The 14,334-nt window shown below is 72.0% G+C and carries 13 protein-coding genes; 5 read left to right on the top strand and 8 right to left on the bottom strand.

Annotated features, from left to right (window positions below):
* Positions 1-158 precede the first annotated feature (158 nt).
* Both ACH4K4_RS23615 and ACH4K4_RS23610 read left to right on the top strand, forming a co-directional pair.
* Positions 159-1,829 carry a sodium:solute symporter family protein gene (locus tag ACH4K4_RS23615; protein ID WP_398169804.1) on the top strand — a complete coding sequence of 557 codons (1,671 nt, stop codon included), beginning with the start codon at positions 159-161 and terminating at the stop codon, positions 1,827-1,829.
* Between the two features lie 33 nt (positions 1,830-1,862).
* Positions 1,863-2,159: a hypothetical protein gene (locus ACH4K4_RS23610; protein ID WP_398169803.1), complete on the top strand. Its 297-nt coding sequence runs from the start codon at positions 1,863-1,865 to the stop codon at positions 2,157-2,159.
* 10 nt (positions 2,160-2,169) lie between these two features.
* Here the strand turns inward: ACH4K4_RS23610 and ACH4K4_RS23605 are convergent, their stop codons facing one another.
* Together ACH4K4_RS23605 and ACH4K4_RS23600 are read right to left on the bottom strand one after the other, a co-directional pair.
* Positions 2,170-2,886, bottom strand: coding sequence for a LuxR C-terminal-related transcriptional regulator (locus ACH4K4_RS23605; protein ID WP_398169802.1), 717 nt, complete (start codon positions 2,884-2,886; stop codon positions 2,170-2,172).
* 274 nt (positions 2,887-3,160) lie between these two features.
* Positions 3,161-4,963, bottom strand: coding sequence for an ABC-F family ATP-binding cassette domain-containing protein (locus ACH4K4_RS23600; RefSeq protein WP_398169800.1), 1,803 nt, complete (start codon positions 4,961-4,963; stop codon positions 3,161-3,163).
* 110 nt (positions 4,964-5,073) lie between these two features.
* Here ACH4K4_RS23600 and ACH4K4_RS23595 point away from each other — a divergent pair, with 110 nt between their 5' ends.
* Positions 5,074-5,790, top strand: coding sequence for an alpha/beta hydrolase (locus ACH4K4_RS23595; RefSeq protein WP_398169798.1), 717 nt, complete (start codon positions 5,074-5,076; stop codon positions 5,788-5,790).
* 67 nt (positions 5,791-5,857) lie between these two features.
* Here ACH4K4_RS23595 and ACH4K4_RS23590 read toward each other — a convergent pair whose 3' ends face one another.
* The 6 genes from ACH4K4_RS23590 to rsmI form a co-directional block, all read right to left on the bottom strand.
* Entirely contained in the window at positions 5,858-6,757 is a 900-nt protein-coding gene (locus ACH4K4_RS23590) for a 4-(cytidine 5'-diphospho)-2-C-methyl-D-erythritol kinase (RefSeq protein ID WP_398169796.1), read from the bottom strand.
* On the bottom strand, positions 6,754-7,665 hold the full coding sequence (rsmA, locus tag ACH4K4_RS23585) for a 16S rRNA (adenine(1518)-N(6)/adenine(1519)-N(6))-dimethyltransferase RsmA (protein WP_398169795.1): 912 nt from the start codon (positions 7,663-7,665) through the stop codon (positions 6,754-6,756). Before rsmA ends, ACH4K4_RS23590 begins: the two co-directional genes overlap by 4 nt.
* A gap of 28 nt (positions 7,666-7,693) precedes the next feature.
* Positions 7,694-9,208, bottom strand: coding sequence for a ubiquitin-like domain-containing protein (locus ACH4K4_RS23580; protein ID WP_398169793.1), 1,515 nt, complete (start codon positions 9,206-9,208; stop codon positions 7,694-7,696).
* A 126-nt stretch (positions 9,209-9,334) separates the two neighbouring features.
* The gene (locus tag ACH4K4_RS23575; protein WP_398169791.1) at positions 9,335-10,210 is read right to left on the bottom strand and encodes a TatD family hydrolase; all 876 of its coding nucleotides are present in this window, start codon (positions 10,208-10,210) and stop codon (positions 9,335-9,337) included.
* Positions 10,211-10,267: 57 nt separating this feature from the next.
* The gene (locus ACH4K4_RS23570) at positions 10,268-10,732 is read right to left on the bottom strand and encodes a hypothetical protein (RefSeq protein WP_398169790.1); all 465 of its coding nucleotides are present in this window, start codon (positions 10,730-10,732) and stop codon (positions 10,268-10,270) included.
* Between the two features lie 173 nt (positions 10,733-10,905).
* The gene (gene rsmI, locus ACH4K4_RS23565; protein ID WP_398169788.1) at positions 10,906-11,775 is read right to left on the bottom strand and encodes a 16S rRNA (cytidine(1402)-2'-O)-methyltransferase; all 870 of its coding nucleotides are present in this window, start codon (positions 11,773-11,775) and stop codon (positions 10,906-10,908) included.
* A gap of 115 nt (positions 11,776-11,890) precedes the next feature.
* On the opposite strand from rsmI, the gene ACH4K4_RS23560 reads away from it, so the two are divergent.
* Positions 11,891-13,615, top strand: a complete 1,725-nt coding sequence (locus ACH4K4_RS23560; protein WP_398169787.1) for a dolichyl-phosphate-mannose--protein mannosyltransferase — start codon at positions 11,891-11,893, stop codon at positions 13,613-13,615.
* 288 nt (positions 13,616-13,903) lie between these two features.
* Complete coding sequence (locus tag ACH4K4_RS23555) at positions 13,904-14,251, top strand: hypothetical protein (protein WP_398169785.1); 348 nt, start codon at positions 13,904-13,906, stop codon at positions 14,249-14,251.
* Positions 14,252-14,334: the final 83 nt, after the last annotated feature.

Here is a 14,334-nt window from a genome sequence, read left to right as displayed (position 1 = left end):
CAACGCCCGGCTCCGCCGCCTTGCACACCCGGAGGATCCCCCACAAAAGCACCGGCCCGATCACGATCGCACCACGAGAACCAACAAAAGTGTTCAGTTTCTCAACGACCGCGCGTAGGTTCCTGTGCGTTCATCACGCACAGAGAAGTGAGTGCCCCATGATCACTCTGGCCGCAGGGCTACGGCTGCCCACCAACGGGCTCGATTACGCGATTCTGGCCATCTACTTCGTCGTCGTCCTCGGCATCGGCTTCGCCGCCCGGCGCAGCGTGAAGACCAGCCTGGACTTCTTCCTCTCCGGGCGGTCGCTGCCCGCCTGGGTCACCGGCCTCGCCTTCGTCGCCGCCAACCTCGGCGCCACCGAGATCCTCGGCATGGCCGCCACCGGCGCGCAGTACGGCGTGGCCGTCGTGCACTGGTACTGGATCGGCGCCATTCCCGCCATGGTGTTCCTCGGCCTGGTGATGATGCCGTTCTACTACGGGTCGCGGGTCCGTTCCGTACCGGAGTTCCTGCTCCAGCGCTTCGACAAGTCGGCGCACCTGCTCAGCTCGGTGCTCTTCGCCTTCGCCGCCATCCTCATCGCGGGCGTCAACCTCTACGCCCTGTCGATCGTCGTGGAAGCGCTGCTGGGCTGGCCGCAGTGGGTCGCCATCGTCGTCGCCGGCCTGTTCGTCCTCGCCTACATCACCGTCGGCGGCCTGTCCTCGGCGATCTACAACGAGGTGCTCCAGTTCTTCGTCATCCTGGCCGCGCTCATCCCGATCTGCGTCATCGGCCTCAAGCGGGTCGGCGGCTGGGACGGGCTGACCTCGTCGCTGGAGAAGAGCCACGGCCACAGCTTCCTGACGGCCTGGGACGGCACCGGCGTCGGCGAGCCCAACGCGCTCGGCGCCAACTGGCTGACGATCATCCTGGGCCTGGGCTTCGTGCTCTCCTTCGGCTACTGGACCACCAACTTCGCCGAGGTGCAGCGCGCCCTGTCCGCCAAGAACCTCTCCGCCGCGCAGCGCACCCCGCTGATCGCCGCCTACCCGAAGATGTTCATCGCCTTCCTGGTGATGATCCCCGGCCTGGTCGCCGCGGTCGCCATCCCCGGCATCGGCCGGGAGGGCTCCGGCCTGACCTACAACGACGCCATTCCGCTGCTGATGCGGGACCTGCTGCCCAACGGCGTCCTGGGCATCGCGGTCACCGGCCTGCTGGCCGCGTTCATGGCGGGCATGGCCGCCAACGTCTCCTCCTTCAACACGGTCTTCACCTCCGACATCTGGGCGAAGTACGTGAAGACCGGCCGCGAGGACCGCTACTACCTGCGGTTCGGCCGCCTGGTGACCGCCATCGGCGTACTGTGCAGCATCGGAACGGCCTTCCTGGCCGCCAGCTTCAACAACATCATGGGCTACCTCCAGACGCTGTTCTCGTTCTTCAACGTGCCGATGTTCGTGGTCTTCATCATCGGCATGTTCTGGAAGCGGGCCTCCATGAAGTCCGGCGTGTGGGGGCTGGTCGCGGGCACCACCGCCGCGATGGTCAACTACTTCTGGATCTACAAGCAGGGCATCATCGCCATCCCCACCGACCAGGGCGCCAACTTCGTCTCCGCGATCGTCGCCTTCGTCGTCGGCGCCGTGGTCATGGTCGTCGTCACCCTGTTCACCCAGCCCAAGCCCGCCGCGGAACTCGCCGGCCTGGTCTACGGCACCAGGTCCCCCGGCCTGGACGAGCCGCCCGCCAAGGGCGACGACGCCTGGTACCGCAAGCCGGCCCTGCTCGGCTGGGGCGCGATCGTCCTCGCCGCGCTCTGCTACGTCCCGTACTCCTTCTGACGCCCGCACCCCAGCCGAAGGAACGCACGCACCATGAGTGACTACCAGCACGAGGTCGACCTCGAACGCAGGTCGGCGACGGCCGCCCGGCTCTTCGACATCCGCCTCATCATCGGCGGCCTGTTCACGCTCTACGGCGTCATCGTCACGATCGCCGGGCTCACCGTCTCCGACGCGGACCTGAAGAAGGCCCAGGACATCAACATCAACCTCTGGACGGGCCTGGGCATGCTGCTGCTCGGCCTGTTCTTCCTGGCCTGGCTCAGGATCCGCCCGACCGTGCCGCCGACCGCCGAGGAACTGGCGGCCCTCCAGGACGACACCGACTGACCGGCGCCGGTCACGGCGGCGGGACCACCTCGGCCCCCGCCGCCTCGCGCGCCGCCGCGCCCCGCGACGCCGCCCGGTCCAGCAGCCCGGTACGCGCCGCCAGTGCCGCCGCCTCCAGGCGCGAGCCGACGCCCAGCTTCATCAGCACCCGCTGCACATGCGTACGCGCGGTGCTCGGCGCGATGCCCATGCCCGCCGCGATCAGCCGGGTGTCCTCGCCCTCGGCGACCCGTACCAGCACCTCGACCTCGCGCGGAGTGAGCATCTGCAGCAGCCGCGCGCCCTCGTCGTCGGGCTGCGCGGCCGGGTGCAGTAACTCCTCGAACGCTTGCTGGAGCAACTGCGGCGCTATCGCCGCCTCGCCGGCGCGCGCCTTCATCATGGCGCGTTCCACGCCCTCGATACGCTCGTCGTGCCGTACGTACCCGGAGGCGCCCGCCGCGAAAGCGGCCGCTATGCCGCGCGGGTTGGGCACCGGCCCGAGCACCACGACCGCGACCTGCGGACGCTCCTTCTTGATGCGTACGACCGGGTCGAAGGCGCCCGGTTCGGCCGGCGCCGCCGTGCCCAGCAGGCACACTTCGGGCGCCCGGCTCACCACCAGGTCCGCCGCCCCGGCACTCGGGGCGGCCGCCGCGAGCACCCGGTGCCCACGCAGTTTCAAGGCCGAGGCGAGTGCCTCGGCGAGCAGTCGGTGATCGTCGACCACCATCAGCCGCACGCCCATTGCAGCAACCCCCCAATTCCCCGGCGAGCCCAGCCCCCCGGCCCTCGCCAGGCCCCTTGCCCCCGGAAGCTACACGCTTGTTCGACGTCGCGCGCCCCTTAAGGGGAAGAAGCCTCTCGCAATGCTGAAATCCCGGCCAATTACGTTCACTTGCGCACAGCTTGTCGGCCGAATGCGACAGGAGTGACACCAGAGCCATCACGCCCCGGCAGGCACCGCACCATCCTGCCCACCCCCGCCGCGGTCAACCGCCACGGAGGCAGCAGAACCTCCCCTACGCGTCCTCCGCCAGCTCCAGCCAGCGCATCTCCAGCTCCTCGCGCTCCCCCACCAGCTCACGCAACTGCGCGTCCAGCCCCGCGACCTTCTCGAAGTCCGTCGCGTGCTCCGCGATCTGCGCGTGCAACTTCGCCTCCTTCTCACCGACGCGGTCCAACTGCCGCTCGATCTTCTGGAGTTCCTTCTGCGCCGCACGCGTGACCGCCGCCGGCTTCTGCTTCGGCGCGGCCTCCGCCGCGGCCGGCGCGGGCGCCGCCGCGTCGATCACCTGCTGCCGCCGCTCCAGGTACTCGTCCAGCCCGCGCGGCAGCATCCGCAAGGTCGCGTCGCCCAGCAACGCGAACACGCGGTCCGTCGTCCGCTCGACGAAGTACCGGTCGTGGCTGATGACCACCAGCGACCCCGCCCACCCATCGAGCAGGTCCTCCAGCTGCGTCAGCGTCTCGATGTCGAGATCGTTCGTCGGCTCGTCCAGGAACAGCACGTTCGGCTCGTCCATCAGCAGCCGCAGAATCTGCAACCGCCGCCGCTCACCACCCGACAGATCGCCGACCGGCGTCCACTGCTTCTCCTTGGTGAACCCGAACTTCTCGCACAGCTGCCCCGCGGTCATCTCCCGGCCCTTGCCCAGATCGACCCGCTCACGCACCCGCTGCACGGCCTCCAGCACCCGCAGCGCCGGATCCAGCTCCGCGACCTCCTGCGACAGGTACGCCAGCTTCACCGTCTTGCCGACCACGATCTTGCCCGCCGCCGGCTGCGCCTCGCCCTCCGTACGCGCCGCCTCCGCCAGCGCCCGCAGCAACGACGTCTTGCCCGCGCCGTTCACCCCCACCAGGCCGATCCGGTCACCCGGACCGAGCTGCCACGTCAGATGCTTGAGCAGGACCTTCGGCCCGGCCTGGACGGTCACGTCCGCCAGCTCGAAAACCGTCTTGCCCAGCCGCGAATTGGCGAACTTCATCAGCTCGGCGGTGTCCCGCGGCGGCGGCACATCCGCGATCAGCTCGTTGGCCGCCTCGATACGGAAGCGCGGCTTACTGGTCCGCGCCGGAGCCCCCCGCCGCAGCCAGGCCAGCTCCTTGCGCATCAGGTTCTGCCGCTTGGCTTCCTCGCTGGCCGCGATCCGCTCCCGCTCCGCGCGCGCGAAGACGTAGTCGCTGTACCCGCCCTCGTACTCGTGCACGTCACCACGCTGCACGTCCCACATCCGCGTGCACACCTGGTCCAGGAACCACCGGTCGTGCGTCACGCACACCAGCGCCGACCTGCGGGCCCGCAGATGGCGGGCGAGCCACGAGATGCCCTCGACGTCCAGGTGGTTCGTCGGCTCGTCCAGCACGATCAGGTCCTGCTCGGCGATCAGCAGCTTCGCCAGCGCGATCCGCCGCCGCTCACCGCCCGACAGCGGCCCGATCACCGTGTCCAGCCCCTGCCCCAGCCCCGGCAGGTCCAGCCCGCCGAACAGCCCCGTCAGCACGTCTCGGATCTTGGCGTTGCCCCGCCACTCGTGATCCGCCAGATCGCCGATCACCTCGTGCCGCACGGTGGCGGCCGGATCCAGCGAATCGTGCTGCGTCAGCACGCCGAGCCGCAGCCCGCTGTTGTGCGTGACCCGCCCGTCGTCGGCGCTCTCCAGCTTGGCGAGAATCCGGATCAAGGTCGTCTTGCCGTCGCCGTTACGCCCCACGACGCCGATCCGGTCCCCCTCGTTGACGCCCAGGGAGACACCGTCGAGCAGCGCACGCGTCCCGTACACCTTGCCCACGGCTTCCAGATTGACGAGGTTGACGGCCATCTCACTCCTGCATGTTGGTCGGTCGACGCTTGGGTCGGTCGACCTCCCAGCGTAGTCGGCGCGTGAGGGCGCCCTCACGCGCGTGGGCGCGTGCGGATAGCGTGCGCCCCATGGCAACGGAGACACGGGCCTACGGCCCGAGCGGCGAACAACTGGACGACTACCGTCCCGGCGGGGCCCCTGTCGGTACGGTGCTCCTGTGGCACGGCATCGGCCCCGACGAACGGGACATCCTCGAACCGTTGGCTCACGCGATGACCGACCACGGCCTGCGGGTCCTCGTGCCGGACTGGCGCTCCGACGCGGAGGACGGCGGGCGCGCGCAGCTCTTGGAATCCCTCGCCTATGCCCGTGCCCGTGCCCGCTCCGCGGGCGGTTCTCTCGTCCTCGTCGGCTGGTCGGCCGGGGCGGGGGCCGCGGTCGGGGTGGCGCTCCATCCCGAACTGTTCGACGGCTGGGCGCCCACGGCGGTCTTCGGCGTGGGCGGTCGCTATAGCCTTCCGGCCCGTACCACTGGAACTGCGCCCCTGGCCGATTTGGCCGCGGGGCGGGTGCCCACCGCGCCGGTGCACCTGCTGCACGGGACGTACGACTCGGTCGTGCCTGCTGAGCACTCGCGCGTGCTGGCCGAGGCGGTGCGTGCCGTTGGGCACGCGGTTCACCTGGAGGAGCCGGCCACGGATCACGCGGGCGTGATCATGACCGAGTACGACGTTGCGGCTGGGCGGTGCCGGGCCACGCGAGATGAGGCCGCGCTGCGCGCGGGGTTTGCGTTGGCGCGCGGGGTTGCACTGGTTTGTGGTGGGGTCGGGGCCGCGCAGGGGTGACTCTCCCCGACCCACCCGCCGGGCCTAACGCGCAAACGCGCGCCGGCGCGCACCGCGCAGGGGCGGCCTAAACGACCACAGCCCCCGCCACCGGCCCCCCGGCAACCCGTACCGCGCGGCATGTCCCGGATGCCAGTACCGCTTCCGATACCGCCGCCGCGGACTCCGCGGACTTCGTGAGGAAGGCCGTCGTCGGGCCCGAGCCCGAGACCAGTGCGGCCAGTGCGCCGGCTGCCGTGCCCGCGTCGAGGGTTGCGGTCAGGGACGGCCGCAGGGACAGGGCCGCGGCCTGGAGGTCGTTGGACAGGGCGGGCGCGAGCGCGGTCGCGTCGCCGGTGCGGAGGGCGTCGAGCAGGAGCGGTGACGCCTCGGGGGCCGGTATGGCCCGGCCTTCGTGGAGGCGGTCGAACTCCTGGTAGACGGCCGGCGTGGACAGCCCTCCTTCGGCCACCGCGAAGACCCAGTGGAACGTCCCGCCCACGTCCAGCGGCGTCAGCAGTTCGCCGCGCCCGCGCCCCAGTGCCGCCCCGCCGACCAGGCTGAACGGTACGTCGCTGCCCAGCTCGGCGCAGAGTGAGAGCAGCTCTTCGCGGCTGGCCCCGGTCCCCCACAGCGCGTCGCACGCCACGAGCGCGCCCGCCGCGTCCGCGCTGCCGCCGGCCATGCCGCCCGCGACGGGGATGTCCTTGGCGATGTGGAGGTGGACGTCGGGTGCGATGCCGTACCGCGCGGCGAGGAGTTCCGCGGCGCGGGCGGCGAGGTTGGTGCGGTCGAGGGGGATGCGGTCCGTGTCGGGGCCGGTCGCGGTGACGCGGAGGGAGGCGGCCGGGGTGGCGGTGACCTCGTCGTACAGGCCGACGGCCAGGAAGACGTTGGCCAGGTCGTGGAAGCCGTCCGGGCGCGCCCCGCCGACGGCGAGCTGCACGTTGACCTTGGCGGGTACGCGGACGGTGACGGACGCGGTCACGCGGTGCTCTCCTCGGTTTCCTCGCCGGCCGCGAGACCGGCTCCGGCCTCGGCGATGCGCGCGAATTCCTCGACCGTCAGTGCCTCGCCGCGCGCTTGTGGCGAGACTCCGGCGGCGACCAGCGCCGCCTCCGCGGCGGCGGCCGACCCGGCCCAGCCGGCGAGCGCGGCGCGCAGTGTCTTGCGGCGCTGGGCGAATGCCGCGTCGACGACGGCGAAGACCTGGTCGCGGGTGGCGGTGGTCTCGACGGGCTTTTCGCGGCGGACGAGGGAGACCAGGCCGGAGTCGACGTTGGGGGCGGGCCAGAAGACGTTGCGGCCGATCGCTCCGGCCCGCTTGACCTCGGCGTACCAGTTGGCCTTGACCGAGGGGACGCCGTAGACCTTGTTGCCGGGCCGGGCCGCGAGCCGGTCGGCGACCTCGGACTGGACCATGACCAGGGTGCGGTCGATGGTGGGGAACGTCGCGAGCATGTGGAGCAGCACCGGCACGGCGACGTTGTAGGGGAGGTTGGCGACGAGCGCGGTGGGGGGCGGGCCCGGCAGTTCGGTGACCTGCATCGCGTCGCTGTGGACGAGCGCGAAGCGGTCGGCGCGGGCGGGCAGCCGGGCTTCGATGGTGGAGGGCAGGGCGGCGGCCAGGACCTCGTCGATCTCGACGGCGGTGACCCGGTCGGCGGCTTCCAGCAGGGCCAGGGTCAGCGAGCCGAGCCCGGGGCCGACCTCGACGACGACGTCGTCCGGCCGTACGCCGGCGGTGCGCACGATGCGCCGGACGGTGTTGGCGTCGATGACGAAGTTCTGGCCGCGCTGCTTGGTGGGGCGTACGCCCAGCGCGGCGGCCAGTTCGCGGATATCGGCGGCGCCCAGGAGGGGGCCGGGCTCATCGGTGGTGCTGCTGTTGCTCACCCGTGCAGCTTACGGCCCGTCGTGCCGCTCATCCGTGCAGCCGCCGCCCGCAGACCGGCCAGGGGCTGGCGCCGCGGCTGATGTAGAGCTTCTTTGCGCGGTAGGTCTGTTCCCTGGCGGGGGCGTCCTGGGGGCGTCCGGTGCCGCCGAGGCCGTGCCAGGTGCCGGTGTCGAACTGGTAGAGGCCGCCGTAGGTGCCGGACGCGTCGACCGCGTCGGCGCGGCCGCCCGCCTCGCACTGGGCGAGGGCGTCCCAGTCCAGGTGGTCGGCGCCGTCGACGCTGGTCGGCATCGGCTTGGTGCCGACGTGTACGACGCGGTCCTGCGGCTCGCGGACGATTTCGGAGCCGAGCAGCTTGGGCTTCTGCTGGACGCCGTTGACGGTGCGTACCTCGTAGGTGAGGCGCCGGACGCCGGGGTGGCCCTGCTGGACGACCGTTTCGGTGCCCTTGAAGACCGTCGGGTCGGCCTTTTTTACCGTGTCGAACGGGACGGTCACCTCGCGGACCTTTTCGGCGCCGGTGATCCGCAGGACGGAGACGGTCTGTCCGTCGCGGGGGAAGGATTCGGGCGCCACGGAGGTGGTGTCCTCGCCGTGCAGCGCGATACCGGCCTGGTCGAGGGCTTCGCGGACGGTGGCGGCGTTGGTGCGGACGGTGTGTTCGCGGCCGTCGGCGACGAAGACGACGCTGCGTTCGGTGCGGACGTCGAGGTCGATGCCGTTGCGGCCGATGTGCTGGGAGCGGGCGGCGGACAGGTGGGCGCCTTCGGCGCGGACGCCGAACTGGCGCAGCGCGCCGGCGACGGTGTCGGCGGTGGTCCAGACCTGGCGGTGTTCGCCGTCGAGGGTGAGGCGGACGGGGCGGCCGTAGCGGATGACGATCTCGTCGCCGCTGGCGAGTTCGGCGTCGGCGGCGGGCTGTACGAGGTCGTGTTCGCCGACTTCCACGTCTTCGTCGGCCAGCAGGTCGCCGACGTCGCCCGCGAAGGTGTGCAGGGTGCGGGGTTCGCCGTCGACGTCGATGCGGACGGCCTTGTCGTGGGCGATGAAGGCGGCGGTGCCGCCGGCGAGGAAGGCCACGACGAGGGCCTGCGGCAGCAGGCGGCGGCGGGCTTCGGGGCCGTCGGCGGCGCCCTTGCGGTCGACCACGCCGCGGCGGTGGGCGGTGCCGCGTGCGGCGCGCCGGGCGGCGGCCCGTCCCCCCGTGGGCGGGGGGACGTCGGCCAGGTCGTCGCGCAGGGGCACCAGCGGCACCTGGTGGGGTACGCGCCCCGGTGGCGCCGCGGGGGCCTGCGGCTGTGGCTGCCATGCCTCGTAGCCGCCGGGGGGTTCCTGGGTGGCGGGGGCGGTGTCGTACGCCGGGTAGAGCTCGTGGCGGTCGTACCCGTTGTACGTCTCGTAGATGTCGTACGGCCCGTACTCCCCGTACGCGCCGTACCTGCTGTACGGGTCGGGGGCCTCGACGGCGCCGGCCCGCGGCGGCTCGGCGGCCGGGCCGTATCCGCCGTGCGCGACACGGTGGCTGCTCTGCGATTGAGTCACGACGCTCCACATGCCACAGGTACGGGTTGTCGGCCCGGAATGTAGCGGAGCGCCGGTAACTCTCCAAAGCGGGCCCGCTACGCTGTGTCGTCCCGCTAGGGTGCCGGGCCGCCGCTGCGGGGCCGCTCAGTAGCCGAAAGCGCGCGCCGTGTTGGCGGCCACGGCGGTGGCCAGCGCGTCCTCGGGCATCCCCTTGACCTCGGCCATGGCCCGCAGCGTGACCGGAACGAGATACGGGGCGTTAGGCCGTCCGCGGTACGGGGCGGGGGTCAGGAAGGGCGCGTCGGTCTCGACGAGGACCAGTTCGGGCGGGGCGACGGCGAGCGCGTCGCGCAGCGGCTGGGCGTTCTTGAAGGTGACGTTGCCCGCGAAGGACATGTAGTAGCCGGCCTCGGCGCAGGTCTTGGCCATCTCCGCGTCGCCCGAGTAGCAGTGGAAGACGACGGTGTCCGGCGCGCCCTCTTCGCGCAGGATCCGCAACACGTCGTCGTGGGCCTCGCGGTCGTGGATGACCAGGGCCTTGCCGTGCCGCTTGGCGATCTCGATGTGGGCGCGGAAGGAGCGCTGCTGGGCGGCGATGCCGTCGGGCCCGGTGCGGAAGTGGTCCAGGCCGGTCTCGCCGACGCCGCGTACGTGGGGCAGCGCGGCCAGCGCGTCGATCTCGGCGAGTGCCGCGTCGAGGGCGGCGTCGCCACCGGGCTCGCGGGCGCCCTGACGCGACCATCCGTCGGGGTCTCCGAGGACGATGCGGGGGGCTTCGTTGGGGTGCAGTGCGACGGTCGCGTGCACCGCCTCGTGCGCGGCGGCCGTCTCGGCGGCCCAGCGGGAGCCGCGTACGTCGCAGCCCACCTGGACGACGGTGGTCACGCCGACGGAGGCCGCCTTGGCGAGGGCTTCCTCGACCGTGCCGTCCTGCATGTCGAGGTGGGTGTGCGAGTCGGCGACCGGTACCCGAAGCGGTTCGGGCAGCGGCGGCGGTGCGTCCTTGGTGCTGCTGCTCATGGCCGCGATCCTACGAGGGGCCGGTGACAGCCACCGGGCGGGACCGCGGCCGTGGGCTCACCTGCGGTGCTGGAAGGGGTGCAGCAGGTCCGAGAGGTGCCAGTGGTGGCGCTCGCGGCCCGCGTCGGCGCCGTCGGTGGGCTCCCTGCCCTGCTGCGGCACGGTTCCCGCGCCCGCGCCCGCGATGCCTTCGGCGGCGCCCGCCGAGGGCTGCTCGTACAGGCTCGCGATCGCCTTGGAGACCATCGAGACCTGTCCGGCACGCATGATGCGGACGACGTGGGCGCCGCAGTTCAGGCAGGTGGGACGGGTCAGGGGTGACGGTACGCGCTCGCCGTCGGCGTAGTACACACAGCCCGCGCGCCCGTCCGCGTCGACGTGGTGCCTTATCTCGTACGACTGCTCCCAGCCGTGCCCGCACCGCATGCACGCGAAGGCGTACGCCTCGTGTGCCGGGGGGTCTGCCTGGGTCGTGGGGTGGGCGCCGGTGGTGGTACCCGGCGTACGCGCGATGTCACTCATAGCCGCTCCTCTTGCCTGCTCAAGACAAGGTCTCCGGGGACGAACGTCCCACCTCCCAGTGGACGCCTTTCCCGGCGGTGGCGCAGCAGGGCCATCCAGCTGTTGGCGCAGATTTGGCGGAGGGCAGAGGATGCGCCCCCGCTGCGCGGCCCACGTTTTACCTTCCAGGCTAGTCATTTACCTTCCGCTGGTCCCGTTCGCGCCGCATTCTTTGCCGCCACGACCGCATCGAACACCTCGCGCTTGGGCAGGCCGGTCTCGGCCGCGACGGCCGCGATGGCTTCCTTGCGGCGCTCCCCGGCCTCCTCCCTGACCTGGACGCGGCGTACGAGCTCGGCGGGGCCGAGGTCCTGCGGGCCGGTCTCGGGGGCGCCCTCGACGACGATGGTGATCTCGCCGCGCACCCCGTCGGCGGCCCACTCGGCCAGGTCCTTGAGGGGGCCGCGGCGAACTTCCTCGTACGTCTTGGTCAGCTCGCGGCAGACCGCGGCGCGGCGGTCGGCGCCGAAGATCTCGGTCATGGCGGCGAGGGTGTCGTCGAGGCGGTGCGGGGCCTCGAAGTAGACGAGGGTGCGGCGCTCGTCGGCCACCTCACGCAGCCGGGAGCGGCGTTCGCCGCCCTTGCGGGGCAGGAAGCCCTCGAAGCAGAACCGGTCCACGGGCAGCCCGGAGACGGCGAGCGCGGTGAGCACCGCGCTGGGGCCGGGCACCGCAGTGACCTTGACGCCCCGCTCGACGGCCGCGGCGACCAGCCGGTACCCGGGGTCGGAGACGGAGGGCATGCCGGCGTCGGTGACCAGCAGGACGCGGGCGCCCGCTTCGAGGGCGTCGGCGAGTTCGGGGGTGCGGGCCGCCTCGTTGCCCTCGAAGTACGACACGACGCGGCCGGTCGTGTGCACGCCGAGCGCCTGGGTCAGGCGGCGCAGCCGCCGGGTGTCCTCGGCGGCGATCACCTCGGCGGCCGCCAGTTCGGCGGCGAGCCGCGGCGGGGCGTCCGCGACGTCGCCGATGGGCGTCCCTGCAAGTACCAGCGTTCCAGTCACGTCCCCATCCTCCCAGCCGCGCGGACCGCGGTGCGCGCGGCCGGCGGCGGGGCGTCCCCGGATCCGGCCGCGCGGCCCCCGCGTCAGGCGCGGACCGCTTCCCTACGATGGGCCGGTGACGAGTGACACCGCGACAGACGCCCACAGCGCCGAGGAGCCCGCGGGCGGGGCCCGCCGGTGGCAGCGCCGGCTGCGCCGGTTCGGCTACGCCGGGCGCCCGCAGGCCGACGTCAGGGAGCGGCTGGTGCCCGCCTTCCCCGCTCCGGGGGCGCGGGTGTGGTCGGTGCCGGGCGTGGGGCCGGGCGCGGCGGACCGGCTCGCGCGCTGGTCGGGCTGGGGCGGGCCGCTGCTGGTGGCGCTCTTCGCCGGTCTGCTGCGGTTCTGGAACCTGGGCAGCCCGGCGAAGGTGATATTCGACGAGACGTACTACCCCAAGGACGCCTGGTCGCTGCTGCAATACGGCTACGAGGGCACCTGGGCGAAGAACGCCAACGACGCGCTGGTGGCGCACCCTCCGGAGATCCTGCTGTCGCCGGAGCACTCGTACGTCGTCCATCCGCCGCTCGGCAAGTGGATGATCGCCCTGGGCGAGTGGGCGTTCGGGATGAACCCGTTCGGCTGGCGGTTCATGGTGGCGCTGCTGGGCACGCTGTCGGTGCTGATGGTCTGCCGCATCGGCCGGCGGCTGCTGCGTTCCACGGCGCTGGGCTGCCTGGCGGGCGTCCTGCTGGCGGTGGACGGGCTGCACTTCGTGATGAGCCGTACCGCGCTGCTGGACCTCATCGTCATGTTCTGGGTGGTGGCGGCGTTCGGCTGCCTGCTGCTGGACCGGGACCGCACCCGGGCCCGGCTGGCGGCCGCGCTGCCGGTCGGCGAGGACGGACTGGCGCGGCCGGACGCGGAGGTGGGCGACCGGCTGCGGCTGGGGTGGCGGCCGTGGCGGCTGGCGGCCGGGGTGTGCCTGGGCCTGTCGGCGGCGAGCAAGTGGAACGGCCTGTACTTCCTCGCGGCGTTCGCCGTGCTGCTGGTGCTGTGGGACGTGGCGGCGCGGCGTACCGCGGGCGCCCGGCATCCGGTGCGGGCGGTGCTGCGGCGCGACCTGCTGCCCGCGTTCGTCTCGACGATCGTGGTGGCGCTGGCCGCGTACCTGCTGACGTGGACGGGCTGGCTGGTCACCAAGGGCGGCTACTACCGCGACTGGGCCACCGCCACGCCGGAGGGGCGGGCCGGCGGCGGGCAGTGGCTGCCGGACTGGCTGCGCAGCCTGTGGCATTACGAGACCGAGGTCTACGACTTCCACAAGGGCCTGTCCACGCCGCACACCTACCAGTCCAACCCCTGGAGCTGGCTGGTGCAGGGCCGTCCCGTCTCGTACTTCTACGAGGACCCCAAGATGGGGCACGACGGCTGCACCGCGGCCGAAGGCTGTGCGCGGGAAGTGCTGGCGCTGGGCACTCCCCTGCTGTGGTGGGCCGGCTGTTTCGCGATCCTGTACGTGCTCTACCGCTGGGTGTTCAAGCGGGACTGGCGGGCGGGCGCCGTCGCCTGCGGCATCGCCGCGGGCTATCTGCCGTGGTTCCTGTACCAGGACCGGACGATCTTCCTGTTCTACGCGGTGGTGTTCGTGCCGTTCGTCTGCCTGGCGCTGGCGATGATGATCGGCGCGATCGTCGGGCCGCCGGGCTCGACCGAGCGGCGGCGCGCGGTCGGCGCCGTCGGCGCGGGCGTCCTCGTCCTGCTCATCGTCTGGAACTTCATCTACTTCTACCCGATCTACACGGGCCAGCCGATCCCCAAGAGCGCCTGGCACAACCGGATGTGGTTCGACACCTGGGTCTAGCCGTGCGCGGCGGGACGGGGCGGGCGGATCAGGTCACGAACCAGACCCGCTCGGTGCGCTGGGCACCCACTTCGTAGAGGGCCACGGCGGTGCGCTCGGCCCGTTGGCGTCCAACGCTCCGGCCGGGGCACTCGTCTCCCCATGGAGCGAAACGTCGGCCGCGCCCACCCGCTCTGCCGGGGGCAGCCGGCCCCCGGGGAGTGGTGGTCATGCTCGGTCGTCATCGAGCAATGCCGGCCAATGCCGATCGCCGCCTTACGGCCTGGGACGGCTCGGGAGGGACCGTAATTGAGTACGCCGAACTTCGTATACGTCATCGAGCACAACAAGCCCGAACAGGTCGAGGACCACGGGTCGCTGCGCACCGTCGCGCCCGCCTGCAAGGAGCTGGCCCTCGCCGCGTTCCTCGACGTCGAACAGGCCAGGCAGGAAGCCGAGAGCTGGGCGGAGCGGCAGCACTATCCGGGCCTGACCTGGCAGGAGAGCAGAAATCCACTGCTCGGGGAAGCGGTCGGGCTGATGGCCACCACCGAGGTCGACGGCCAGAAGACCACGGTCTTCCGGGTCTCCGCGGTGCAGGTGGTCGTGCCGGACCACCGGTCGCCGCGGAACACCGGGCGCCCGCCGCGGTCCTGACCCGCCGCCGGGGACGCGTACGTCACAGGACCGATACTCACTCCGGCACCCCGTGTCCCATAGAGTGCGCTGCACGTTCTTGT

This window comes from Streptomyces sp. NPDC017529, from assembly GCF_044329785.1.
In the GTDB taxonomy this organism is placed as follows: Bacteria; Actinomycetota; Actinomycetes; order Streptomycetales; family Streptomycetaceae; genus Streptomyces.
Note: the sequence above shows the minus strand (reverse complement) of the source record. Positions and strands in the feature narration are given on the sequence as shown.